Raw genomic sequence first — 25,227 nt, forward strand, 5'->3', positions numbered from 1 at the left:
ATCACTCGATGTCGATCTGGTGGCCGTCGTCGACGCCGTGGCGCTTGGGCAGCGTCACCGTCAGGACGCCGTTGTTGTACGACGCCGAGACCGAGTCCTCGTCGACGGCCTCGGGCAGCGGCACCGATCGGCTGACGTGCTGGTGGCGCCGCTCGCGCCGGATGTACTGCTCGTCCTCGTCTTCCATCTCCTCCTCGCGCTCGGCCTCGATCCGGACGGTGTCGTCGGCCAGCGTCAGGTCGATGTCCTCGGTGTCGTAGCCCGGCAGGTCGGCGGTGACGACGAACTCGTCGCCCTGATCGGCGACGTCGACCGACGCCGACGACCCGCCGACCTGGACGTTGGCGCCGCCCTCGAACTGGCCGAGTTGCTGGTTCATCCGCTCTAGCATCCGCTCGAACTCGTCGAATGGGTTCCCTCGCATGGTGAATCCGGGATCGGTTTCCCGCTAGAAAGTTCGACGGTTTCGCTCATAAGTTCTGTCCTCGCTGCAGGGTCAGGAGGTGGATCGGCGCAGTTGGCGCGGTTGGCGCGGTCGCCGCGGCGTCCCCGGCGCCCTACACGACGTGCTCGGAGTCGTACGAGCCGAGCCGCCGCACCCAGCCGTCCTCGGCGATGTGCTCGATCTCCGCGAGCGCCTGGGCGGTCCGGTCCTCGTACAGCCCCGCCGCGACGTCGATGTGGAACACGTAGTCGCCGAGTCGCTCGCCGCTCGGGCGTGATTCGACGCGCGTGAGGTTGATATCGCGGTCCGCAAAGGGCTCCAGCAGATCCAGCAGGAGGCCGGGGTAGTCGGCGTTCGGGTAGACGACGAACGTCGACTTGCCGCCCGCCGGCGAGCGGTCCTCGATCGGCGCCAGCACGAGAAAGCGCGTCGCGTTCGAGGTCTGGTCCTGGATGTCCTCGGCGAGCACTTCAAGTCCGTCGCCGCCGTTGTCCGGGTGGCCGATTCCCGCAACTGAGGCGTCGTCGCGGGCCATCTGGACGCCGCGGGCCGTGCTGGCGACCGCCTCCAGGTCGGCGTCGGGGTACTCCGAGTCGAGGTAGCCCCGGCACTGCGCGAGCGCCTGCGAGTGGCTGGCGATTCGGTCGAACTCCTCGTCCTGAGCGAGCAGGGCGTGGCGGATCGGCGTCACGACTTCCTTGACGACCGCGACCTCGTGCTCCGCGAGGGCGTCGAGACTCTCGGTGACGCTGCCCTCGATGCTGTTTTCGATGGCGACGACGCCGCGGTCGTACTGGCCGTCGGCGACCGCCTCGACGATCGCGGTCACCGACTCGCGGAAGTCGACCGTATCGGATATCGACCGGGCCGCGCGGTGTGAGTAGGTGCCTTCGGGGCCCAGCGTGACTACGTTCATTGCCTTCTCGTACTGGTCTCGGGGTCAAAAACACCGCGGTCGCGACAGGTTCCCGCCCGCCGTCCTCCCTCGGCGTCAGTCCTTGACGCCGATCCACCAGACGCAGTCGCAATCGGGGTTCCCGCACTCGTAGAACTCCGCGAGCAGGTTGCCCTCGAGATCTGTCTTCTCGCCGCCGGGGAGCGCGAGCGTACCGCACTCCGGACAGGTCTCTCGCCGTTCCACCTCCGCTGGACCCATCTCGACGGTCTCCATGGGTGGGTAGTACGGCATTTCAGAGTAAAACCGTACGTCCCGGATACTAGCGCTCCGGATCGTGGCGTCCCGCGACTCGTCGATCGCCCCGATCGCGACGCCAGCGCAGACGACGGAGTCGGCGGCCGTCGCTTACGATCGCCGCCACTGGATGGCCGCGACGATCGCCGCGACGAACACGCCCACCGCGAGCAGTTCGACGAGTGTCTCGACGCCGCCGCTCGTTCCGTTTGCGATCTGCAGGAGGCTCCACGCGAGCCACAGCAGCGCCATCGTCGACACCGAGAACAACTTCGAACGAGAGACGCTACCGCGCCGATACTGGTGGCCCAACCAGCCCAGCGTGCCGAGCCACGCGACCGCGAGGGCTGTCCCGAGCGTGGCGTCCGAGACGCCGAACGTCGTCGCCAGAAACATGATCGTAGCTATTGACTTGCAGTTGATAACTCCTCGCTTCGACGCCTGACAGCTACGTCACGTCCCACGAAAACGATAGCACCGACCGGGGCGTCCGGTGGCTACCGATTCAGCGTGTGGATCGCGTGGCCCAGCGCGTTCTCCGCGGCCTCCATCACGGCCTCCGACAGCGTCGGGTGGGTGTGGACCGTCGCGGCGATGTCCTCGATCGTGGCGCCCAGCTCGACGGCCAGCCCGATCTCGGCGATCAGCTCGGAGGCTTCGGGACCGACGACCTGCCCGCCGAGCACGAAGCCAGATTCCTCGTCGGCGACCAGCCTGACGAACCCGTCGGACTCGCCGGTCGTGAGCGCCCGGCCGCTCGCGCGGAACGGGAACTCCCCGACCATCGGCTCGAACCCCTCCTCCTCGGCCTCTTCGGCTGTGAGCCCGACGGTGCCGATCTCGGGGTCGGTGAACACGGCTGCGGGGATGGCCTGGTAGTCCAGCGCCGCGGGCTCGCCGGCGATCACCTCGGCGGCGACCTGACCCTCCTTGCTGCCTTTGTGGGCCAACATCGGCTCGCCCGCCACGTCGCCGACCGCGAAGACGTGCTCGACGTCCGTCCGGGCTTCCTCGTCGGTCTGCAGGAAGCCCCGATCGTCCGGTTCGAGGCCGATCGCCTCGGGGTTCACCGTCTCGGAGACCGGCGCTCGTCCGACCGCGACGAGTACCTTCTCGGCGCGGAGGCTCAGCCCCTCGTCGGCATCCGCCCCCTCCATTTCGGCTGAGCCGCCGTCGGCTGCCGCCTCGCCGGCCGGCTCCGTCGCGACCGTGACGGTGCCGTCGCCGGTGTGGTGCCACTCACTGGCGGTCTGGCCGAAGTGGAACTCGACGCCGAGCTCCTCGGCGCGCTTTTTCACTGGTCGCGCGAGGTCGTCCTCGTAGCCCGGCAGCGCTCCATCCAGCATCTCGATGACGGTGACGTCGGTGCCGAGCTTGGCGAACACGCCCGCCAGCTCCATGCCGATGTAGCCCGCACCGACGACCACCAGCGAGTCGGGCACCGTATCGAGCGCGAGCGCCTGCCGCGAGTCGAGGATCGGCTCCTCGTCGTAGGCGAACCCGGGAATCTCGATCGGTCGCGAGCCAGTCGCGACGACGGCGTGCTCGAACTCGATCGTTTCGGACCCCTGCCCCTCGCCGCCGTGGACGACGCGGGCCTCGTGCTCGCCGGCGAACTCCGCGCGGCCCTCGACGAGGTTGACCTGATTGGCCTTGCAGAGCTTCTCGACGCCGCCGGTGAGCTGGTCGACGACGCCGCCTTTCCACTCTTGCATCCCGCCCAGGTCGACCGCGGGGTCGGCGTGGATCCCCATCTCCTCGGCGTTGGCGGCGTCGTGAGCCACGTCCGTCGCCGAGATGAGCGCCTTCGAGGGGATGCAGCCGTGGTTGAGGCAGGTGCCGCCCACGGCGTCGTCCTCGACGAGCGTCACGTCCAGATCGAGCTGTCCGGCCCGGATCGCGGCGACGTAGCCCGCCGGACCGCCGCCGATCACCAGTACGTCCGTCCCTGTCGCGATGTCTCCGACGACCATTGGGTGGCCCTTCGGCCCCCGGGCAAGTAGTAGGTGGGGTCGCGGAGGGTCGCCCACACTCGATGTCAGCGCGGCGTCGCACCGTGCGACGCCCTGACGATAACACCGGTGTAACCACCTGACACCGGTGTCCGCGAGAGGTTAAGGGACTGCCGGCGCAACGAGTTGGCACGACAATGTCCCAGCAAAAATCCGACTACGCGGACGACGCCGACGTCGACGCGACGCTCGACCAGCTCCCCGACGACGAGACGATCGAGGAGACGATCGCCAATCTCGAAGCCAACGGGTTCGAGGTCGTCGTGGCCGACTCGCGCGACGAGGCGCTCGACGCCGTCCAGTCCCAGATCCCCGCCGGAGCGTCCGTGATGAACGGGCATTCCACGACGCTCGAAGAGATCGGCTTCGTCGATTATCTCGGCGAGGGCGACCACGAGTGGGAGAGCCTGCCCGACCAGATCTGGAGCATCGACGACGACGCCGAGCGCCAGGCCGCCCGGCGCGACTCCCAGACCGCCGACTACTTCCTCGGCGGCATCAACGCCATCTCCCAGACCGGCGAACTCGTCGCCGCCGACCGCTCGGGCAGCCGCGTCGGCGCGTACCCCTTCGCCGCGAGCAACGTCGTGATCGTCAGCGGCGTCAACAAGGTCGTCCCGACGCTCGACGACGCGCTCGACCGGCTCGAAGACGTCGCCTATCCCCTCGAAAACGAGCGCGCGCAGGAGGCCTACGGCGTCGAGTCCGCGATCGCCAAGCAGCTCATCTTCCGCAAGGAACTCGAAGAGGGTCGCACGACGGTCGTGCTCGTCCGCGAGCAACTCGGCTACTGAGCGTCGCGCCCTCGCTACTCTAACAGCAGCAGCGACGGTTCTTCGAGGTACTCTTTCAGCGTGTTCGTGAAGCGGGCGGCGTCGGCGCCGTCGACGACTCGGTGATCGATCGACAGACTGAGCGGGATGGTGTGGCGCGCGACGACCTCGCCGTCCTCCACGACCGGACGCTGCTCGATCGCGCCCAGCGCCAGGATCGCGACCTGCGGGCGGTTGATGATCGGCGTCGCGTACTCGCCGCCGATGCCGCCGATATTGGTGATCGTGAACGTGCCGCCCTGCATCTCCGAGCGATCGATCGAGCGCTCGCGGGCCTTCTGGACGAGTTCGTTCGTCTCGGAGGCGACCTGCAACAGCCCCTTCCGGTCCACGTCGTCGACGACCGGCACCATCAGCCCGGCGTCCGTATCCGCCGCGACGCCGAGGTTGTAGTAGCGCTTCTCGACGATCTCCTCGGCCTCCTCGTCGAGTTGGGCGTTGACGATCGGGTGCTCCTTCAGCGCCGCGACGCAGGCCTTCATCACGAACGGCATGTACGTCAGGCTGATGCCCCGCTCCTCGGCCTCGGGCTTGAGGCGCTCGCGCGTCTCGACGAGCCGGGTCGCGTCCGCGGTGTCGTGGTGGGTGACGTGGGGCGCGGTGAACTTCGAGTCGCTCATCCGCTCGCCGATCGTCCGCCGGACGCCGCGGTAGGGGCGGCGCCGCTCGCGCTCGCCCTCGGCGGCGGTCGATGCCACTGCGTCGTCCGCAGCCTGGGCCGCCGGCACGTCGGCGTCCTGCACCTGCAGCGCCTGCGTGTCGGCCTGCTGGGCCTCGCGCTGGGCCTGCGCGTACTCGCGGACCGCCCGCTCGCTGACGAACGCCTCGCCGTCTCGTTGCTCGGTCGCGGGCACCCCGTTCAGGTCGACGCCCTCCTCGCGGGCGACCCGGCGCGTCGCCGGCGCGGCGAGCGTCCGGTCGCGGTCGGCCGAGTCGGCGGCGTCGATCCGGGCGGCCTGTCCGCCCGCCTCGTCGGTCGACGCGGGTTGCTGTGACGCCGCTTCGGCGTCCGTCGACGCGCTCGTCGCACCGTCTTGGGTCGATGACGCCGTTCCTGCGGCGTCGCTTCCCGCGGAAGCCTGTTCGGCGTCGCCACTCGCGGCCGCCCGGACATCTCCAGCGGTGACTCGGCCACCGGGGCCTGAGCCCTCGACGCTCCCGAGGTCGACGCCTTCCTCGCGCGCCAGTCGTCGGACGCTGGGCGCGGCGAACACGCGGCCGCTCGACGCCGTCTCCGCATCGGCGTCGACCGCCGCCTCGGTTTCGGGATCGCCGGCTTTGGCGGGTTCGGCGTCGTCAGCGATTGCTTCGTCCGCTTCGGCGTCGTCCGCGGCCGCTTCGTCCGCTTCGGCGTCTTCCTCGCCCGCAACGTCGAACGTGATGATCACCTCGCCGACGGGGACGACCTCGCCCTCCTCGGCCAGCAGCTCCCGGACCGTTCCGTCGACCGGTGCGGGCACGTCGACGACCGCCTTGTCGGTCTCGACCTCCGCGACGGGCTGGTCCTCCTCGACCGTGTCGCCCGGTTCGACGGCCCAGCGGACGATCTCGCCCTCGGCGACCCCCTCGCCCACGTCGGGCAGCTTGAACTCGCGTACCATCTTAGAAGTCCACCGCCTCCCTGATTCCGTCCTCGATGCGAGCGGGCTCGGGCAGGTAGAAGTCCTCCAGGGCGTACAGCGGGAACGGCGTGTCGAAGCCGGTGATGCGCTCGACGGGCGCCTCCTGGTAGAGCAGCGCTTCCTCCTGGAGGATCGCCGTGATCTCGCCGGCCAGCCCGCCGGTGCGGGGCGCCTCGTGGACGACGACCGCGCGCCCGGTCTTCTCGAACGAGTCGACGATCGTCTCGCGGTCGAGCGGCGACAGCGAGCGCAGGTCGACGACCTCGACGTCGACGTCGTCCGCCATGTTCTCGGCGGCCTCCTCGGTCCGGTGAGCCATCGCGCCCCACGCGTAGGCGGTGACGTCCGACCCCTCGCGTCGGATTTCGGCTTCGCCCAGCGGCACCTCGTAGGGGTCTCGTGGGACATCGCCGCGGAACGCCCGGTAGATCAGCTTCGGTTCGAGAAAGAGGACAGGATCGGGGTCGCGGATCGCGCTGATGAGCATCCCCTTGGCGTCGTAGGGCGTCGAGGGGACCGCGACCTTGAGGCCGGGCTGGTGGACGAAGAAGGCCTCCGTCGACTCGGAGTGGTGCTCCGGCGCGCGGATGCCGCCGCCGTAGGGCGCCCGGACGACCATCGGCGCGGTGAACCGGCCGCGCGAGCGCGTCCGCAGGCGGGCCGCGTGGGAGACGATCTGGTCGAACGCAGGGTAGATGAAGCCCATGAACTGGACCTCGGCGACCGGTTTGAGGCCGTAGGCGGCCATCCCGATCGCGCTGCCGACGATGCCCGACTCGGCCAGCGGCGTGTCGATCACCCGGTCCTCGCCGAACTCGTCGTACAGCCCCTGGGTGGCGCGGAACACGCCGCCGTTCTGTCCGACGTCCTCCCCCATCACCAGCACGTCGTCGTCGCGGGCCAGTTCGGTCGCCATCGCGTCGCGCACCGCCTCGACCAGCGTCAGCGAGTCGGTCTCGACGCTCCCCGGGTCCGGTGTCTCGGTGGAGTGTTGTTTGCTCGCCATGATTAGTCCTCCAGTAGGGTTTCGTCGCCGTGCGTTTCGCGAAGCCGGCGGAGGTACGCCAGCTGCTCGTCGAGCCGTTCCGGCATGTCTCGGTAGACGTGCTGGAACATCTCCTCGGGATCGGGGCGATCGGCGGACTCGGCGACGTCGACGGCGTCGGCGACGCGCTCCTCGATCTCCTCTTCGATGGCGTCGACGCGCTCGTCGTCGAGCCGTCCGGTCGAGCGCAGGAACGTCTCCAGGCGCGGGATCGGATCCTTCTGCTTCCAGCGCTCGACCTCGGCTTCCTCCCGGTAGACGCTCGGGTCGTCGGCGGTGGTGTGGGCGCCGAAGCGGTACTGGACGGCCTCGATCATGGTGGGTCGCAACTCGCCGTCGTCGGGGTCCTTGGCCTTCTCGATCGCCTCGCGGGTCACTTTGTACACTGCGAGCGGATCCATCCCGTCGACCTGCACGCCCTCGAACCCGTAGGCTTCGGCCTTCTGGGCCAGCGTGGTGCTGGCGGTCTGGCGCTCGCGGGGCACCGAGATCGCCCACTGGTTGTTGTTACAGAAGAATATCGCCGGCACGTCGAACACGCCGGCGAAGTTCAGCCCCTCGTGGAAGTCGCCCTCGCTGGTCGCGCCGTCGCCGAAGTAACAGAGGAAGGCGCGATTCTCGCCCTTGAGCTTCGAGGCCCAGGCCGCCCCGGTCGCGTGGGGGATCTGGGTGGCGATGGGGACGGCCGGCGTGAACATGTTGACGTCGTCGGGGATTCTGGTTCCCTCCTCGCTGCCCATCCAGTACAGCAGCGTCCGGTCGAGGTCCATCCCCCGGATCATCACCGCGGCGTGCTCGCGGTAGCTGGGGAAGATCCAGTCCTCCTCGGCGAGCGCGTGGGCGCTGCCGACCTGCGAGCCCTCCTGACCGGACATCGGGGGATACGTCCCCATCCTGCCCTGCCGCTGGAGGCTCACCGCTCGCTCGTCGAAGCGACGCGCCAGGCGCATGTCCCGGTACATCTCGATCATCGCCTCGTCGTCGAGATCGGGAACCTCGGCGCCTTCGCGTACACGCCCCGCGTCGTCGAGTACCTGTACTCGCTCGTCGGGGTCGCGCTGTATCGTACTCATGGGAAAATCCTCCGGCGCATAGTATCATGATCGTTCGCTCGGGTTATAGGATTTTCGTAAATAGTTTACTATCGACTCAATCCTTGCCATCGAGCCGCAAACTCGTCCAATTTAGAAGGAAGTATCGAAACGAACGGTTCATTCGACGGTGGTTAACTGACTGAGGAGTCACCGAAACAGTAGCTGGCGGCGGCCTTTTGGACGAACGGCCAGTTTTGAGAGTCGTGGTGGCCTCTCGGCTGCGTCCCCGCTCAGTCGCCGGCCCGCGCCTCGGCCCTGGCGTCCTCGACGCTCTTTCCCTCCCGGAGCACGGCGTCGACGAACAGCTCGCCCGCCTTGTAGGAGGATCGCACCATCGGACCCGAGGCGCAGTACAGGAAGTCGAGCTCCTCTTCGGCGACGTGGCGCCAGGTATCGTACTTGTCCGGGTGGACGTACGATTCGACGGGGAGGTGTTCGCGCGAGGGGCGGAGATACTGACCCAGCGTCACGACGTCGACCTCGGCTTCGCGGAGGTCCGCGAGCGTCCGGTACACCTCGTGGTCGTACTCGCCGTGGCCGAGCATGATCGATGTCTTGGTGTAGACGTCGGACTCGCGGCCGGCCTGTTCGAGCACCGAGAGGCTCTGCTCGTAGCCCGCACGGGGGTCCCTGACTTTCCCCTGCAGGCGCTCGACCGTCTCGACGTTGTGAGCCAGCACGTCCGGTCCGGCGTCGATGATCTTTCGGACGAGTTCGGGATCGCCCTGAAAGTCGGGGATCAGCACCTCGACGAGGATGCCGGGATGACGACGCTTGATCTCGCGGATCGTCTCGGCGAAGTGGGCGGCGCCCTGACCGGGCAGGTCGTCCCGATCCACGGAGGTGAGAACGACGTAGTCCAGTCCGATCTCGGCGACGGCGCTCGCGACGTTTTCGGGTTCGTCGGGATCGAGCGGCTCGCCGCCGCCGGTCTCGACGTCGCAGAAGCCACACGAGCGCGTGCACTTGTGGCCCATCAGCATGAACGTCGCCGTCCCGCCGGCGTCGCCGCCTTCTGGTCCACCGCGCCCGCTCCAACACTCTCCCAGATTGGGACAGTTCGCCTCCTCGCAGACGGTGTTGAGGTCGTGCTCGCGAAGCGTTCGCTTGATCTCGGTGAACTCGTGTCCGGAGGGCGGCTGGACCGCCAGCCAGTCGGGCTTCCGCGAGCGGCTCATACTGGGTGTTCGGGGCTACCGGGCCAAAAGGATGCGGGATCACGACATCGCCGCGCGGGCGTCCCTACTCGGCGTCGACGCGGGCTCGGGCGGCTTCGAGCGGTCGGGCGCCGTCGGCGAGCGCCTCGACGACGGGATCTTGCTCGTAGTACACGGTATGGACGCGGTGGTCGTACTCCAGCAGCCCCGCCTCGTCGAGTTTCGGCAGGTGAACGTGGTGGAGTTCGACTCGCACCGGCCGCGCGTCGGCCGACCGGTTCTCGCCGTTCGCGGTGACGCGTTCGCTCACTTCCTCCAGCGACAGAAACTCCCGGTCGGCTGCGGCGAGCACTTTGCAGACGCTTCGCCGCCGTCCGTGGGCCAGCGCCTCGAGTATCTCGTGGTCGGAGATCATGGCTGAAATCGCCGCCGGAGCGGACTGTCTACGGTACGCTTCGACGGATCGCCGCATAATCATTGGCCATGGGCTGTAATGCCGGGCGTCGCGGCGCCGACGCCGGCTAGCTATCACTCGGCGGCGGTGGCGTCGGGGCGCGCGAAAACCGTGTTCGCCGCGAGCGTCGAGATGCCGCGTCGCAAGCGCTCGGTCAGGGCCTGGTCGGAGATCCCGAGCTCGCCGGCGACCTCCACGGTGTTGCAGCGCCGCGGCACGTCGTAGTAGCCCATCTCGACGGCCAGCGTCAACGCCTCGTGCTGGTGCTCGGTCAACCCGAACCGCGGCCCGGCGTCTGGCTGGCTGGGATGGTACACCCGCGCGACCGTCAGCGTCACCTCGGCGTCAGTGCAGTGAGTCCGAAACGCCGACAGCGCGTCGTGGTCCGGGAACCGCAACTCGAAGCGCCACCTGTCGCCCCGTCCCGTCGCGCGGAGGATCTGACCGCACTGCTCTCTGATGCCCGAGAGAAACCGATCGTCTTCGGCGTTCCAGTCCAGTCCGTACAGCGTCTGATCCTCGAACTCCTCGACGATCTCGACGCCGTGGACGCCGCCGCCCGTCCGGAGTCGAGTCGCGAACGTTTCGGCGTCGACGCCGTGGACCCAGAAGAACGGCACCGCGCGGTCGCCGGCGGGGACCAGCGTTTCCAGTTCGACACTGATGTCGTCTGATAGATTCAGGATGCGTCCTAACTCGAAGTCGGCGGCAGGAATACGGAGTTCAGCGATGACGCTCATATAATGGCGTCTTATACTACTGATTGACAGACTGTTTATTAGAACGGCTTGGCATATCAGGGGATATATCCATGCGCAATCTGCGCCGACGATGGTGACGTGGCATCGCCGCGACGCTGTGGCGGCTCGCGAGACGCCGAGAGGCGGTCGTCGTGTCGCCGATCGGTGAGCGGATCACCCGAGCACGTACCGGAGCGCGGGGTAGCGCTCGATCAGCGCCTCGTCGCCGACCTCGGCCTGTTCGAGTCGCCGGTCGACGCCGAGGATCCGACCCGCACCGAACGCCGCGACGGCGAGGAACACGACGCCGTAGATCAGCGTCGAGTCGAACAGGGCGAGCCAGTCGCCGGTCCAGCCGCCGAGGTAGAACAGCGCCATCTGCACGGCACCGCCCAGCGCGGCCAGTCGGACGAACGCGCCGGCGATCAGCGCGCCGCCGATCAGGAGCTGCGTGACCGGGACGACGACGTTGACGACCTCCATCAGCGCCGCGTCGCCCGCCATGGCAGCGTACAGGCCGCTCACGGGGCTGGCGGGATCGACGCCGTACGCGAGATAGCCCGCGGCGTCGAACGGCCACTCGGAGACTTTGCCGAGCCCGGCAAAGAGGATCATCCCGCCGATGACGACCCGCAGGGCGACGACGAACCACGCCGATAGCGCGTGGGGGCGTCCTTCGAGAGCGATTCCGGCGTACTGGCTTTCGAGTCTGTTGTCGGTGTTGATGGACATTGTGGTTCCTCTACAGATATTCCTACGCTCGTTCGTATATTAGCTGGAGAAGGTGGTTCTCAAAACGGGAGAACAGTGGTAAGGTAACGCACGTCCACCCACAACGCGGAGAGGATACCGACAGCCGCGACGCCGCCGAAGCGTCGCTGTCGAGAACGACGCCGATCTATAGATATCGGGACGCCGCGGACTCGCCAACGGAAACGCATATGACGCCCGGACCCACGCCTAGTGACGATGGAAGTCGCCGAGGTTCTCCCCGACTTCGCGGACGCCTTCGCCTTCGAGGAGTTCAACGAGATGCAGCGCGAGGCGTACCGCCCGATCCTCGACACCGACGAGAACGTCGTCGCCAGCGCGCCGACCGGCAGCGGCAAGACCGCCCTCGCCGAGCTGGCGATCTGCAAGGCCCTCGCGGACGGCGGAACGGCGCTGTTCATGGCGCCGCTGCGCGCCCTGACCAACGAGAAGGAATCGGACTGGGAGCGCTTCGAGGAACTGGGCTTTTCGGTGTACGTCGTCACGGGCGAACGGGACCTGAACCCCCGCCGCGCCGAGCGCGCCGACATCCTCGTGATGACCCCCGAGAAGGCCGACTCGGCGACCCGCAAGCACGACACGCGCCGCTACTCGTTTATCACCGACGTGGACGTCTGCGTCATCGACGAGGTCCACCTGCTGGATTCGGAAAAGCGCGGCAGCGTGCTGGAGGTGACGATCTCGCGACTGCGCCGGCTCTGCGACCCGCGGATCGTCGCGCTGTCGGCGACGATGCCGAACGTCGACGACGTTGCGGCGTGGCTCGATGCGCCCGAGGAGACGACGTTCCAGTTCGGCGACGAGTACCGCCCGGTCGACCTGCACGCCGACGTTCGAACCTACACCCACGGCGAGAACTCCTTCGCCGACAAGTACCGCCGGCTCTACCGGGCGCTGGACCTCGCGGAACCCCACATCGAGGACGGCGGGCAGGCGCTCGTGTTCGTCTCCTCGCGCCAGGACACCGTCCAGGCCGCCAAGAAAGCCCGCGACGAGATCGCCGAGCGCGACCTCTCGATGGGCGCCCGCGGGGATTACGACTACCACACCGAGACCCAGCAACTCGAGAACGACACGCTCCGGAAGTCCGCACTCGACGGCGTCGCCTTCCACCACGCGGGGCTCTCGAAGAACGACAAGGACCTGATCGAGGAGTGGTTCAAGCAGGGCCAGATCCAGCTCCTGTTCTCGACGTCGACGCTCGCGTGGGGCGTCAACCTCCCCGCGCGCTGCGTCGTGATCCGGGACACGAAGTACCACGACCCGCTGGAGGGCGAGGTCGACATGAGCCCGCTGGACGTGCTCCAGATGCTCGGGCGCGCGGGCCGGCCGGGCTACGACGACGTGGGCTACGGCTGGATCGTCTGCGATCGCTCGGACGCCGACAAGTACCGCAAACTGCTCCGGGACGGCAAGGAGATCGAGTCGCGTCTCGCGGAAGATCTGGACTCCCATCTCAACGCCGAGATCGCGATGGGAACGATCGACGACGTCGACGACATCGTCGAGTGGGTCGAGACGACCTTCTACTATCGGCGGGCCCGGACCGTCCCCGAGCAGTACGGCTTCGGTGACCTCGACGACGCCGCGTTCGACGACGCGCTACGCGAGCAGGTCAGCGATGCCCTTGCAGGCCTCGAAGAACGGGGCTTCGTCGAGACCGAGGGACTGCACGTCGACTCGACGGCGCTGGGGACGCTGGCCTCGAAGTACTACCTCAGACTCGACACCGCCGAGCGATTTCACGCCGTCGCGACCGGCGACGAGATCAACGTCGACGCCGTACTCGAAGCTGTCGCGACGGCAGGCGAGTTCGACTCGGTCACCGCTCGCTCCGCGGAGCGCGACGCCATCTCCGCAGTGCTGTCGGGCCAGCAGGTGGGCGACGTCGACGCCGGCCAGCGCAAGGTGCTCGCGATTCTCCACTCCTCGATGACCGGGTCGACGCCCGCGGATCTGTCCAGCGACGCGTGGGTGATCCGCCAGAACGCGGTCCGCCTGCTCTCCTCGCTGCAGGCGTTCTTCGGGCGCTTCGCCGATCCGCGAGCTGCTAATCTCGCTCGCCGGATCGAGGCGCGCCTGGAGAACGGCGTCAGTTCGGACGCCGTCGGGCTGACAGCGGTCGACGGTATCGGCTCGGGCCGTGCGAGCAAACTGGCCTCCGAGGGTATGACGACGCCGGCGGACGTCCAGTCGGCCGGCGTGGACGGGTTAGTGGCCGCTGGACTCTCCGAGGGCGTCGCCGAGCGCGTCGTCGATTCCGCGGGGGAGCTTCCGGTGGTCGGGATCGAGTGGGGCCAGTTCCCCGAGTCGATCGCGCAGGGCGACAACGAGATGTGCGAGGTGACGGTGACAAACGCGGGCGGCAGCGCGCAGGCGGGCGTGCGCGTAACTGTGAACGACGTGGAGATGACGGCCACCGAGGCGTACCTCTCCCAGCCCGTGGAGGTTCCGGTCGGCGTCTTCGGTGGGAGCGAGAGCCCGATGGAGTTCACCGTCGAGGTGTGTTTCCCGGAGCTTCCGCTGTTGCCGGTGCGGGACTCGCGAACGGTTCGAGTGGAGTAATTAGTTCGTCAGTTCCAACAACAGTCCGCGCAGCTCTTTCGGGCCCTCGGCGACGTGATCTGCCTCCGAGAGGTCCATCCCCTGGTTGATCTCGGTCCGGTAGCCGACGCTTTCCATCCCGGCCCTGTTCGCGGCTTCGACGCCGTTCTCGGAGTCCTCGACGGCGATGCAGTCGGCGGTATCGACGCCAACCTCCGCGGCAGCGATCTCGTAGACCTCCGGCTCGGGCTTGCTCCGTCCGTCGATCTCGTTGCCGCTGACGAGCGCGTCGAAGTGCTCGTCGACCCCGAACCGATCGACGACGATGCCGATCCAGTCGATCGGCGAGGACGAGACGACCGCGGTGCGGACGCCCCGATCGCGCAGGTCGTCGGCCAGCGCCTCGAACCCCTCGATCAGGTCGACGCGCTCGCTGTAGAGGTCCTCGGCGGCATCCTCGTAGTAGGCCTCGAACTCCTCGCGGCCGATGTCGAGGTGCTCGCCGTAGTGCTCGTCGAGGTAGCCGTGGATCTCGCGGTAGTTCATGCCCGTGATTTCCTCGTCGTCGACGACGCCCTCGCCGACCGCTTCGGGGAGGACCTCCTCCTCTTCGAGCGCGACCCAGTACTCCTCGGAATCGACGAGCACGCCGTCCATGTCGAACAGGACTGCTTTCATTATCTGGTCGTAGAGCGGGCGGCGGGTTATAGGGTGGCGTCGCGGCGGTTCGTGCTGGGTTCGGGTTAGGAGTTGGAGATTGCACCTGCACTTGTGGTGCTCTCTGGAACAGCAACCGCTGTCTCCAACGTTCCGAAAGCCCCCGGCGCGCTCGACCGGTTGCGACTCGCTGTGCTCCTTGTTGCGTCAGCGGAGCTGACGGACTGCGGTGCTTGCGTCGTCTCACCGGGCCGAGCGCGCCGGCCCCTTTCAGTCCCACCCGACCGCTAGCCTCGACCTCCCCAGCCGATTGCGTTGCTCGGCGCGGTGCGCCTGCGCTACTCATCCCTCGCACAGTGTCGGCGGGCGACGGAGCGCCCGCCAGTGTGCGCCACTGCACCCGCGTGGCCGGGCGCGGCTTCATGCCGCGCCCACGGGGGAGGGCCGGGTCACGCGTGGTCGCGAAGCGACCCGCGCACTGCGGTTGCGGTGCTGGCCTGGCGGACTGAAAGGGCGAGCCGCGCGACCGGAGCGCGCCGAGGGCTTTCGTAGTGGTGTTCACCGCAGTTGCCATTGCTACAGGCGGGCTGAGGGCTTTCGTAGCGTTGTCGTCCCCTCGATTCGCTCCACCGCTCCACACCTTTAACACCGGAAACGGAGCCAGACGCCCCATGTCCCAGACAACGGACGCCCACCCCCGCGATCCCACCCGATCGATCCGCGTGCTGGCCGGCGAGTGCACCACCATATACGACGGCGACGAGCGCGAGGAGCACCGCGGCCACGTCGCCGTCGTCGTCAAGCCCGACAACACCGTGCTGGTCCACGACGCCGACGGCTACCAGCCCGTGGCGTGGCTCACCCGCGCGGACGCCGTCTCCTGCGCCCGGGACGGCGGCTTCTCGCTCACCGCCCAATCCGGCGACGAGCGTCTGCGCGTCGTCGGCCACACCGAGGACGGCTACGGGAGCTACCCCGCCACGGAGGCCGGTCGTCCGATCGGCGAGTGTCCCGACTGCGAGCGCACGCTCGTCCGGGCTGGCGGCGCGGTCAACTGTCTGGGCTGTGGCGAGCGCTACGGGCTGCCGGCCGGCGCGAGCGTCCGTGGAGAGACCTGCGACTGCGGCCTCCCGCGAATGCGCGTCGAGCGTGGCGTCCCGTTCGATCTCTGTCTCGACCGCGACTGCGAGTCGCTGGACGCCGCCGTCCGCGACGAGTTCGACCGCGCGTGGGACTGCCCCGACTGCGGCGACGACCTGCGGATCCTCCGCAGGGGCGGCCTGCTCGCGGGCTGTGACTCCCATCCCGACTGCGAAGCGAGCTTTGCGATCCCCGCCGGCACGGTCGTCGGCACCTGTCCCTGCGGGCTGCCGCTGTTCGACGCCGGCAGTCGGAATCGCTGTCTGGACTCGACGTGCGAGCTGGCCGGCTGACCGCGGCTGCCGCTGTCACACCCGCCGCCCCGCGACCGTCACGCATTTGCCGACCCGACGGCGAGAGGGAGTATGCACGGCACACGCCGGGACGGCGTCGTCCGCGTCGCCGAGGACGCTCGCCAGCGCTTCTACGACGCGCGGGGGTACGGCTACCCGCTGGACGGCGACGAGATCGCGCTCGCCCCCGTCGAGGCAGCCCACCTCCTGTTCCGCGGCGACCTCGACGCGGTCGACGGCGACGGGTTCCGCGAGTTCCTCGCGAGCGCCGACGCCGAGGGGTTCGGACTCCGGTTTCTGGTGTACGCCGACCTGCGCGCCCGCGGGTTCTACCTCTCGCCGGCCCGCGGAGAATGGACGCCTGACGCCGCCGACGCCGAGAACGTCGACTTCGTCGTCTACCCGCGCGGGAAGGACCGCCACGCCGGCGAAATCGCCTACCGGATCCGCGTCGTCGGCGAGCGCGAGCGACTTCCCGCGAGTTCGCTCGGCGACTGCACGCTCGCGATCGTCGACGAGGAGAGCGAGATCACCTACTTCGAGACGAGCCGGCCCGACCCCTCCGGATCCACGACCGTCGACCTGCCCGAGGGCGTCCCGACGGCGCTGTTCGACGACCGGGCGATCTGCTGGGAGCCGCCGACGCGACTCCACGAGAGCGGGTTTTACGGCCAACCCCTCGCGGGACGCGAGCCGGCCGACGAGCAGGGCCTCCAGCTTTCGCTGGTCGAAGCAGCCCAACTATCCGCCGCGGGCGCGATCGACGTGCCTGGCGGCTACGACGCCGTCGTCGAGCGCGGCCGCGCGGTCGAGGGCGAGCGGTTCGACCGCCGGCTCCGGACGTACGCCGTCCTGCGCGACCGCGGCGTCGTCCCTAAGACCGGGTTCAAGTTCGGCGCCGACTTCCGGACGTACGCCGACGTCGAGTCGGTCGAGCAGCTGAGCCACTCCGAGCGGCTCGTCAGGGTGTTGCCGCCGGGCTACGCGTTCGCGCCGCGAGACCTCTCGCTGGACGTGCGCCTGGCCCACGGCGTCCGCAAGGAGATGGTGTTCGCGCTCCCCGACGGCGACGAGCTGGCGTGGCTCGGCGTCGGGCGCATCACGCCCTGAGAGGCGGTCGCTCACTGTCTTGTTCTCCGTCCCGTCGCCCGAAACAACGGCTTTATGCGCTCCCCGCGTCGACTCTGGCGTATCGTATGAGTCGAGACGCTGACTCCCACGAGACCGGCGCATCGCCGTCCGACCAGCCCTCCTCGGACGGGGAGCGCTGGCGCTCTTCGTCGGGGCTCCGCTCTGATGGCGGCGAGACGAGCGCCGCGGCGGGCGCCGACGAGGTCGCGCTCGACCCGTGGGGGTCGTCCTCGGTCGCCGACTACCGGAAGCTGTTCGAGGACTTCGGCATCGCGGAGTTCGAGGACCTGCTCGACGGCGTCCCCTCGCCGCACTACCTGATGCGCCGGGGCGTGATCTTCGGCCACCGCGACTACGAGCCCGTCGCCGAGGCGATGCGCGAGGGCGAGCCGTTCGCCGCGCTGTCGGGCTTTATGCCCACGGGCGACCCGCACATCGGCCACAAGCTGGTGTTCGACGAGATCATCTGGCACCAGGAGCGGGGCGGCGACGCCTACGGCCTGATCGCCGACCTCGAAGCCCACAGCGCCCGCGGGATGACGTGGGACGAGATCGACGAGCACGCCCGCGATTACGTGCTCTCGCTGCTGGCGCTCGGCTTCGACCCCGAGGAAGGCACGCTGTATCGTCAGTCCGACAACCGCGAAGTGCAGGATCTGGCCTTCGAGCTCGGCGCCGAGGCGAACTTCTCGGAGCTGGGATCGATCTACGGCTTCGACGGCGAGACCGACGTGAGCCACATGCAGTCGGTCGTCACGCAGATGGCCGACATCCTCTACCCGCAGGTCGCCGACGAGCCAAAGCCCACGGTGATCCCGGTCGGCCCCGATCAGGACCCCCACATGCGGCTGGCGCGGGATCTGGCTGCTCGCACTCGCTACTTCGGCGTCACCGAGGCGTACGCCAGCTTCGAGGCGACGCCGACCGAGCGCCGGCTGATCGGCGAGGCCTACGAGGACCTCGGCGGCGAGGACGTCCGCACCGACGACGATGCAGAGGACGTGCGCTGCGAGGACGCCGCCGACTGGCTTCGCGAACACGAGCCCGCGCCGGACGACGCCCGGCAGACCGCGATCGAGAAGTTAGACGCCGCGGGGATGGAGCCGGTCCGGCCGCGCGTTCGCTTCCTCGACCAGCACGCCCCGGAGGACGCCTTCGAGGCGCTCATCGAGGCGGTCGACGGCGAGAAGCGCGTCTACGACGCCCACATCGACACGTTCGAGCTCTCCCGCGAGGAGGCCGACGAACTCGCCCGCGAGGTCGAACTCGACCACGGCGGCTACGGCTTCCGGCCGCCGTCGTCGATCTACCACCGGTTCATGACCGGGCTCACCGGCGGCAAGATGTCGTCGTCGATCCCGGCGAGCCACATCTCGCTGCTCGACGATCCCGAGGACGGCTACGACAAGGTCAAATCGGCCACCACGGGAGGACGACAGTCCGCCGAGGAACAGCGCGAGAAAGGCGGAAAAGCCGACGAGTGTCCGGTGTACGAGCTGTACGCCTACCTGCTCGCGGGCGAGGACGACGAGTTCGCCAAGGAGGTGTACGACGAGTGCGTCGGCGGCGAGCGGCTCTGTGGCGACTGCAAGGAGCAGGCCGCCCAGCTCATGACGGAGTTCCTCGAAGACCACCAGGAGAAGCGCGAGGAGTGGGCCGAGAAGCTCGACGAACTCGACATCGATCTCGACAGCGACCGGAAGCGGTAGCCTCCAGTGGCCGGGAGCGGCAGACGCCGCCGCGGCGTCTCGACGCCACGCTCGGCGCGTCGACGCGGCGAGCGCACGCCGACGAACGCGTAACGCTTTTTAGAACCCCTCACAACCGTTCGCACATGGCGTTCGAACCCCACGCCGACGTTCGCGTCGACAGCAAGGCACGCGCGGCCAGAGCGGGGTTCGGCTTTTTTGTCGCGGCCTAGGGCCGGTGGACTCCGCGGCGCGACGGCGTCTCGACGCCGCACCCCGGACGAAACCGATCCGAGAAGAGCCGCACCGATGCCGTTCCAGACCGGAACCGGTAACTGACGACCGAGCGGTTGATCCAACAATGAACCCATGAAACTCCCGGACGCACAGGTCGCGGTCTTGGAGACCGCGAGCGCGGACGACGCACAGACGATCGACGATATCGCCGACGCCACCGGGCACAAGCCCGAGACGATCACCGGCGCGGCGTTCGATCTCGAAGAGCAGGGCCTCGTCGCCGTCGAGTCGGCGACCGAAGAAGCGGTCGAGCTCACCGACGAGGGGCGCCAGTACCTCGACGAGGGGCTCCCTGAGGTTCGACTGTACGAGGCGGCGCTCGACCTCGGCGCCGACGAGTCGCCGGTCCAGATGGGCCAGGCGATCGGCGCCTCCGGCCTCGAAGGCCAGGAAGTCGACATCGCGCTGTCGAACTACGCCCGCAAGGGGTACGGCTCGATCGACAGCGGCGAGATCACCGCCGACGCGGACGCCGACTCCGAGACAGATCCCGAGGTTGCAGCCCTGACGGTACTCTCCGCTGGCGACGCCGACGTCGACGACGACACGCTCGATCGGCTCGACAGCCGCGGACTGGTCGAGCGCAGCGAGCGCACGGTTCGATCGGTTCGACTGACCGACGACGGCGTCACGGCGCTGATGGAGGGCGTCGAGGCCACCGAGTCCGTCGGCCAGCTTACGCCCGAGATGCTCACGAGCGGCGAGTGGCGCGACGTGGAGTTCAGCGAGTACAACGTCGAGGCAGACGCCGCCGAGGTCGGCGGCGGGAAGGAACACATCCTCCGCCAGACCGCGAATCGCGTCAAGGACGTGCTGGTCGGAATGGGCTTCGAGGAGATGGAAGGCCCTCACGTCGACGCCGACTTCTGGATCAACGACTGCCTGTTCATGCCCCAGGACCATCCCGCACGGACGCACTGGGACCGGTTCGCCATGGACCAGCCCCGCGAGATCGACGAGCTTCCTGAGGACCTCGTCGACCGCGTCGAGGACGCCCACCGCAACGGCGTCGGACCGGACGGCGACGGCTACCACTCGCCGTGGGACGAGGACTTCGCGCGGGCGCTCGCGCTGCGCGGGCACACCACCTCGCTGTCGACGCGATATCTCTCGGGCGAGCAGGTCGGCGAACTCGAACCGCCCCAGCGATTCTTCAGCGTCGAGAAGGTGTACCGCAACGACACGCTCGACCCGACCCACCTGCTGGAGTTCTTCCAGATCGAGGGCTGGGTGATGGCCGAGGATCTCTCGGTGCGTGACCTGATGGGCACCTTCGAGGAGTTCTACGCCCAGTTCGGCATCACCGACCTGGAGTACAAGCCCCACTACAATCCCTACACCGAGCCGAGCTTCGAGCTGTTCGGCACCCACCCCGAGACGGGCGAACTGATCGAGGTCGGAAATTCGGGAATCTTCCGCGAGGAGATGCTCGCGCCGCTCGGCGTCGAGGACGCCGACGTGATGGCCTGGGGACTGTCGCTGGAGCGCCTGCTCATGCTCATCTACGGCTTCGAGGACATCCGCGACGTCCACGGGACGCTGTGTGATCTTGAACTGCTGCGAGACACCGAGGTGATGTACTGATGCCAACCGTAGACGTCGATCCCGACGAACTGCGCGACCTGACCGGCCACGACGAGAAGGACGACGAGGAACTCAAGGAGGACCTGTTCGGCCTCGGACTGGAGTTCGAGGGCGAGACGGAGGACGGCGGCTTCGAACTTGAGTTCGCGCCCGACCGGCTCGATCGCCTCTCGGTCGAGGGGATCGCCCGATCGCTGCGCTACCACTACGGCGACGACCGGGGCGTGTACGTCCCGAACACGAACGACGCCGACTGGACGATCGAGGTCGACGAGGCCGTCCCCGAGGAACGGCCCTACGTCACCGGAGCGGTGATCCGCGGCGTCGATCTGGACGAGGACGCGCTGGACTCGCTGATCCAGCTTCAGGAGAAGCTCCACGCCACGATGGGGCGCAAGCGCGCCAAGGGCGCCATCGGCATCCACGACCTGACGATGCTGAAAGGCGGGGCCGTCGAAGTCGACGACGCGGACGACGACCTCGTCGATCCCGACGCGGGCGCGACGGCGCCCAACAAGAGTATCCGCTACACCGGCGTCGAACCGGACGGCGATCGGTTCGTCCCACTCGATAGCGACGCCGAGCTGACGCCCGGCGAGGTGCTCGAGGAACATCCCACCGGCGAGACGTACGCCGATCTGGTCTCCGAGTACGACCGCTACCCCGCGATCTACGACGATATCGGGCTGTTCTCGTTCCCGCCTGTGATCAACGGTCGGCGGACCGAGGTGACTACCGACTCGCGCGACCTGTTCGTCGAGCTGACGGGCACCGACCAGTGGACGATCGACCGGATGTGCGCGATCGTCTGCTACGCGCTGGACGCCCGCGGCGCGACGATCGAGGACGTCGTCGTGGACTACCCCGACCGCGAGCTTCACCGGCCCGACTTCGAAGTCGCCGAAAAATCGGTCTCGCACGATCGCATCGAGACGCTCCTCGGCGTCGATCTCGACCCCGAAGAGGTCGTCGACCTGTTCGAGCGGTCGGGGCTGGACGCCGCGACGGACGAGGAGAGTGAGGCCCTCGTCTACGACGTCTCCATCCCGCCGTACCGCGTCGACGTGCTCCATCCCCTCGACCTGGTGGACGACGCGGGCCGTGCATTCGGCTTCAACGAGCTGGAGCCGCGCTATCCCGACGTGAGTACGGTCGGTGGGCGCCACGAACGCTCCCGGCTGGAGGACGCCGTCCGCACGCAGCTCGTGGGGCTCGGCTTCGAGGACATGCTGAACTTCCACATGATCAACGAGGCCGAGAACTTCGACCGGATGGGCCTCGATCGGGGCGACGACGCCGTCGGCGCCGGGCGTCCGACGACGATCAAGAACCCCTACAGCGAGGACTACACGATGCTGCGCACCTGGGCGCTCCCGTCGCTGCTGATGGTGTTGGAGCGTAACACCCACCGGAGCTACCCTCAGGATCTCGCGGAGATCGGTCTGGCCGCCCACGTCGACGAGTCCGAGAACACCAACGTCGCGGAGCGACGGACGGTTGCCGGCGCACTGGCGCGTCACGACGCCTCTTACGAGGACGCCAAGGCGCGCCTGCAGGGGCTCGCGCGGAACTTCGGCGTCGATCTGGAGACGCCGCCGACGAGTCACCCCTCGTTCATCGACGGCCGCACCGCCGAGATCGTGATCGACGGCGAGTCGGTCGGTGTGATCGGCGAGATCCACCCCGAGGTGCTCGTCGAGCACGATCTAGAGCTGCCGGTGGCGGCGTTCGAGCTTCGGCTGGACGCCCTGCAGTAGCGGCTTCCGACAAAAGAGTGCGGACGCTGTGGCGATTAGAGGTCCGCGCCAACGGCGTCTTCGATTGAGTCGAAGCCGTCCCGGTCCAGCAAGCCGAGCAGTCCCTCGTTGATCTCTCTCGCGAGACCCGGTCCTTCGTAGATCAGCCCCGTGTAGAGCTGGACGATGCTCGCACCCGCGCGGATCTTCTCGTAGGCTCCCTCGGCGCTGGAGACGCCGCCGACGCCGATAACGGGCACGTCGGTCCGTTCGGCGACGAACCGCACCGCATCGGTCGCTCGATCCTCGATGGGGGAACCCGAGAGCCCTCCCTGCTCCGCCTGATTCGGATTCTGTAGTTCGTCGCTTCGCTCCGTGGTCGTATTCACGGCGATGACGCCGTCGAGATCGAGGTCGTCGACGACCGCGAGCGCGTCTTCGATGGCCGCCTCGGGGAGGTCTGGCGAGAGCTTCACCAGCAGCGGGCTGGCGCCCATGTCCGCGAGGCGTCCGAGGATCGACTCCAGATGGTCGCGGTTCTGCAACTCGCGCAGTCCGGGCGTGTTGGGACTGGAGACGTTGACGACGAAGTAGTCCCCGTGCTCGGCGACGCGCTCGTACGTGTAGGCGTAGTCGTCAGCGGCCTCGGCCAGCGGCGTCGATTTCGACTTGCCGATGTTGATCCCGATCGGGACGTCGGGCAGGTCGAGTCGCTTCAGGCGCGCGCCGATCTCGTCGGCCCCGTGGTTGTTGAAGCCCATGCGGTTGATCAGCGCGCGATCCTCGGGGAGCCGGAACATCCGCGGCCGTTGGTTCCCCGGCTGTTTCTCGGCGGTGACGCCGCCGACTTCGACGTGTCCGAACCCGAGCGCGGCCAACATTCGAGGAACCTCGGCGTTCTTGTCGAATCCCGCGGCGACGCCGACCGGGGTCGGAAATTCGAGTCCGAACGCCTCGACTGATAGGCGATCGTTCTCGACGGCGTAGCGGCGCTCGACTGCGTCCTCGATCGGCGTCTCCTGTGCTGTACGCATCGCCGTGTGGATCAGGTTGTGCGCCGTCTCCGGCGGTAATCGAAAGAGGAGCGGCTTCGCGACGTCGTAGACGTTCATCGTAGGAGAACCCCTCGCGCGGGTGTAAAAAATCCTCGGAGCACCGCCGACGATACGGGGCGTTCAGAACTCGTGTTCCACTTCGTCCTGATCCGCCTTCTGGATGATGATTTTATCTTCGCGCACGCGAACGAACACTTCGTCGCCGATCTCCATCCCGGCGACCGCCAGCTCGTCCTCGTGGATGTTGATGTGTACGTTGTGGTACTCGCCATCTTCGTCTTTCGCACCACTGGGACTGAGCTTCTTTTTCCGTACCATCGGGGTATTCTAGAACGAAGTTCGCCGTACGACCTACTTAAGTGTTTTCTACGGTCGTGGCGCCGCCGTCTCGTTCTGCTGCGCGCGCGAGGTCAAAGCGGGCTGATACGTCCCGGGGACGGCGCTCTCGTTGGTGGTTTTCACGCTCTACTGCGGGATATCATGGAAAAAATTTATGTAGTATGTTTCGGATCGGCGTCCCGTCGGGGATATCTTTATAATGGGGCATGTGCTCGGTTGGCATGGAGGACCAAAATCATGGTACGTGAAGACGGTAAGCGGAATTTCGCGTTGCGTCGCACCGACGGTGAAGAACCGAGCGTCTTCTCCGGCAACACCCCACGCCAGGCCGCTCTCAAGGCTGCCCGTCGACTCGAGCCGGCGCCATCGGAAGATGACGCCGACGAAACCGAGCTTCGGCTTCGGGAGAAGGGAACGGACAAGGTCCACATCTACGACGGCTGGGCGTGGCACGAGACGGCGCCCGACGACAAGCCCGACTGGATGCCCGACGAGATCACTGAAGCCAACGTCTCGAAGCAGGGCATCGAACACCTCGACGATTGACTCGGTGGCTGGCGACGATTCACACCTAGAGATTTTCGCGATCGTGTGACGCTGTAGTCCCGTAGTGCATTCCAAGTCGTGTCGGTGACGGAGCGCGATCTCTCCGAGACACGTGAGCTCGTCAGCGGTTCGGCTTCTGCCCTGTTGGTCCGTAGATGTCTGTTGTCACTTAGTGTCTCGATCTTCGATATTCTCTGCCACGGTAGCCGTTTCCGATGCGGGTTTGGTTCGACGGCGTTAAGTGTTCCACCGGCCTCCGAATGAATGCGAAGGACGTGACGTACCCCGTCGCCGGCTTGCAGTTTCCGGCGACCCATCCGGATCACTCCGGACGCAGTCGGGCAAACTCCCACGCGGCGTCGAACCGACGCTATTAAGTGGGAAAGGCTCGAACTGTTGAGGTACGAGCGTTCCCCCTCGGCGCCTGACGGCGCCGGGGACGATCCGATGACCTTAAGTGTAACAGGGTACTCGGATTGGATGCGAACGACACGATGCGATCGACGGATCGTTCAACTCGATCCGTTGTCGTGCCGGACGCGCTCCGAAGGGTTTAACACCCTTCCGGGGCGTATCAAAAAGTCCGGAAGAAAATGAGGATTCCACCCCTGCGGTCCGCCGTACAGATGGGATCTGATGTTAGCCTTGGTAGTTCGGCGACATCCGGCCGTTCGAGCGATGTCGTCGACCTACGGACCCATGCAATAGACGATCGTGGTCCCTGACGGGGACCACACATTATGGTGTTGCTCCCCTTTGGGGAGCATCCCGCCCACCGCCTCCCACCAGAGAGGCACATTCCGGTTGATCCTGCCGGAGGCCATTGCTATGGGGATCCGATTTAGCCATGCT

General features: G+C 67.5%; 23 protein-coding genes. 8 read left to right on the forward strand and 15 right to left on the reverse strand.

Translation table 11 applies throughout. The features are described 5' to 3' along the window. Window position 1: 1 nt before the first annotated feature. The 5 genes from NO931_RS15105 to lpdA form a co-directional block, all read right to left on the reverse strand. Window positions 2-424 carry an Hsp20/alpha crystallin family protein gene (locus tag NO931_RS15105; RefSeq protein ID WP_256393185.1) on the reverse strand — a complete coding sequence of 141 codons (423 nt, stop codon included), beginning with the start codon at window positions 422-424 and terminating at the stop codon, window positions 2-4. A 133-nt stretch (window positions 425-557) separates the two neighbouring features. After that, entirely contained in the window at window positions 558-1,361 is an 804-nt protein-coding gene (gene pheA, locus NO931_RS15110) for a prephenate dehydratase (protein ID WP_256393186.1), read from the reverse strand. Window positions 1,362-1,436: 75 nt separating this feature from the next. After that, on the reverse strand, window positions 1,437-1,616 hold the full coding sequence (locus NO931_RS15115) for a hypothetical protein (RefSeq protein ID WP_256393187.1): 180 nt from the start codon (window positions 1,614-1,616) through the stop codon (window positions 1,437-1,439). A gap of 132 nt (window positions 1,617-1,748) precedes the next feature. Beyond that, entirely contained in the window at window positions 1,749-2,033 is a 285-nt protein-coding gene (locus NO931_RS15120; protein WP_256393188.1) for a hypothetical protein, read from the reverse strand. Window positions 2,034-2,134: 101 nt separating this feature from the next. Further along, window positions 2,135-3,610, reverse strand: a complete 1,476-nt coding sequence (gene lpdA / locus NO931_RS15125; protein WP_256393189.1) for a dihydrolipoyl dehydrogenase — start codon at window positions 3,608-3,610, stop codon at window positions 2,135-2,137. Window positions 3,611-3,786: 176 nt separating this feature from the next. On the opposite strand from lpdA, the gene NO931_RS15130 reads away from it, so the two are divergent. Continuing rightward, window positions 3,787-4,443, forward strand: a complete 657-nt coding sequence (locus NO931_RS15130) for a lactate utilization protein (RefSeq protein WP_256393191.1) — start codon at window positions 3,787-3,789, stop codon at window positions 4,441-4,443. A gap of 14 nt (window positions 4,444-4,457) precedes the next feature. Here the strand turns inward: NO931_RS15130 and NO931_RS15135 are convergent, their stop codons facing one another. The 7 genes from NO931_RS15135 to NO931_RS15165 form a co-directional block, all read right to left on the reverse strand. Next, window positions 4,458-6,083, reverse strand: a complete 1,626-nt coding sequence (locus NO931_RS15135; protein WP_256393192.1) for a dihydrolipoamide acetyltransferase family protein — start codon at window positions 6,081-6,083, stop codon at window positions 4,458-4,460. Window position 6,084: 1 nt separating this feature from the next. Further along, on the reverse strand, window positions 6,085-7,110 hold the full coding sequence (locus tag NO931_RS15140) for an alpha-ketoacid dehydrogenase subunit beta (protein ID WP_256393193.1): 1,026 nt from the start codon (window positions 7,108-7,110) through the stop codon (window positions 6,085-6,087). A gap of 2 nt (window positions 7,111-7,112) precedes the next feature. Further along, entirely contained in the window at window positions 7,113-8,222 is a 1,110-nt protein-coding gene (gene pdhA / locus NO931_RS15145) for a pyruvate dehydrogenase (acetyl-transferring) E1 component subunit alpha (protein WP_256393194.1), read from the reverse strand. A gap of 251 nt (window positions 8,223-8,473) precedes the next feature. Further along, window positions 8,474-9,421: a lipoyl synthase gene (lipA, locus tag NO931_RS15150; protein ID WP_256393195.1), complete on the reverse strand. Its 948-nt coding sequence runs from the start codon at window positions 9,419-9,421 to the stop codon at window positions 8,474-8,476. A 64-nt stretch (window positions 9,422-9,485) separates the two neighbouring features. Then, entirely contained in the window at window positions 9,486-9,815 is a 330-nt protein-coding gene (locus tag NO931_RS15155; RefSeq protein WP_256393196.1) for a DUF7344 domain-containing protein, read from the reverse strand. Between the two features lie 113 nt (window positions 9,816-9,928). After that, a complete protein-coding gene (locus NO931_RS15160; protein WP_256393197.1) occupies window positions 9,929-10,594 on the reverse strand; it encodes a helix-turn-helix domain-containing protein in 666 nt (221 codons plus the stop codon). Window positions 10,595-10,768: 174 nt separating this feature from the next. Beyond that, the gene (locus NO931_RS15165; RefSeq protein ID WP_256393198.1) at window positions 10,769-11,326 is read right to left on the reverse strand and encodes a DoxX family protein; all 558 of its coding nucleotides are present in this window, start codon (window positions 11,324-11,326) and stop codon (window positions 10,769-10,771) included. A gap of 237 nt (window positions 11,327-11,563) precedes the next feature. Between NO931_RS15165 and NO931_RS15170 the strand changes: the two genes are divergently transcribed. Then, window positions 11,564-13,930, forward strand: a complete 2,367-nt coding sequence (locus NO931_RS15170) for a DEAD/DEAH box helicase (protein WP_256393199.1) — start codon at window positions 11,564-11,566, stop codon at window positions 13,928-13,930. Here the strand turns inward: NO931_RS15170 and NO931_RS15175 are convergent, their stop codons facing one another. After that, a complete protein-coding gene (locus NO931_RS15175; RefSeq protein WP_256393200.1) occupies window positions 13,931-14,587 on the reverse strand; it encodes an HAD family hydrolase in 657 nt (218 codons plus the stop codon). 650 nt (window positions 14,588-15,237) lie between these two features. Between NO931_RS15175 and NO931_RS15180 the strand changes: the two genes are divergently transcribed. From NO931_RS15180 to pheT, 5 genes are all read left to right on the forward strand, one after another. Beyond that, window positions 15,238-15,999, forward strand: a complete 762-nt coding sequence (locus NO931_RS15180) for a PDDEXK family nuclease (RefSeq protein ID WP_256393201.1) — start codon at window positions 15,238-15,240, stop codon at window positions 15,997-15,999. A gap of 72 nt (window positions 16,000-16,071) precedes the next feature. Continuing rightward, window positions 16,072-17,109, forward strand: coding sequence for a tRNA-intron lyase (endA, locus tag NO931_RS15185; protein WP_256393202.1), 1,038 nt, complete (start codon window positions 16,072-16,074; stop codon window positions 17,107-17,109). 86 nt (window positions 17,110-17,195) lie between these two features. Further along, window positions 17,196-18,839, forward strand: a complete 1,644-nt coding sequence (locus NO931_RS15190; protein WP_256393203.1) for a tryptophan--tRNA ligase — start codon at window positions 17,196-17,198, stop codon at window positions 18,837-18,839. 348 nt (window positions 18,840-19,187) lie between these two features. Beyond that, window positions 19,188-20,699: a phenylalanine--tRNA ligase subunit alpha gene (pheS, locus tag NO931_RS15195; RefSeq protein ID WP_256393204.1), complete on the forward strand. Its 1,512-nt coding sequence runs from the start codon at window positions 19,188-19,190 to the stop codon at window positions 20,697-20,699. After that, window positions 20,699-22,456 carry a phenylalanine--tRNA ligase subunit beta gene (gene pheT, locus NO931_RS15200; RefSeq protein WP_256393205.1) on the forward strand — a complete coding sequence of 586 codons (1,758 nt, stop codon included), beginning with the start codon at window positions 20,699-20,701 and terminating at the stop codon, window positions 22,454-22,456. Before pheS ends, pheT begins: the two co-directional genes overlap by 1 nt. A 35-nt stretch (window positions 22,457-22,491) precedes the next feature. Here the strand turns inward: pheT and NO931_RS15205 are convergent, their stop codons facing one another. Then, the gene (locus NO931_RS15205; protein ID WP_256393206.1) at window positions 22,492-23,547 is read right to left on the reverse strand and encodes a quinone-dependent dihydroorotate dehydrogenase; all 1,056 of its coding nucleotides are present in this window, start codon (window positions 23,545-23,547) and stop codon (window positions 22,492-22,494) included. A 63-nt stretch (window positions 23,548-23,610) separates the two neighbouring features. Continuing rightward, complete coding sequence (locus NO931_RS15210) at window positions 23,611-23,808, reverse strand: hypothetical protein (RefSeq protein WP_097009935.1); 198 nt, start codon at window positions 23,806-23,808, stop codon at window positions 23,611-23,613. Window positions 23,809-24,066: 258 nt separating this feature from the next. Between NO931_RS15210 and NO931_RS15215 the strand changes: the two genes are divergently transcribed. Next, window positions 24,067-24,375, forward strand: coding sequence for a non-histone chromosomal MC1 family protein (locus tag NO931_RS15215; protein WP_256393207.1), 309 nt, complete (start codon window positions 24,067-24,069; stop codon window positions 24,373-24,375). The last annotated feature ends 852 nt before the right edge of the window (window positions 24,376-25,227 follow it).

The organism is Natronoarchaeum rubrum, from assembly GCF_024494695.1.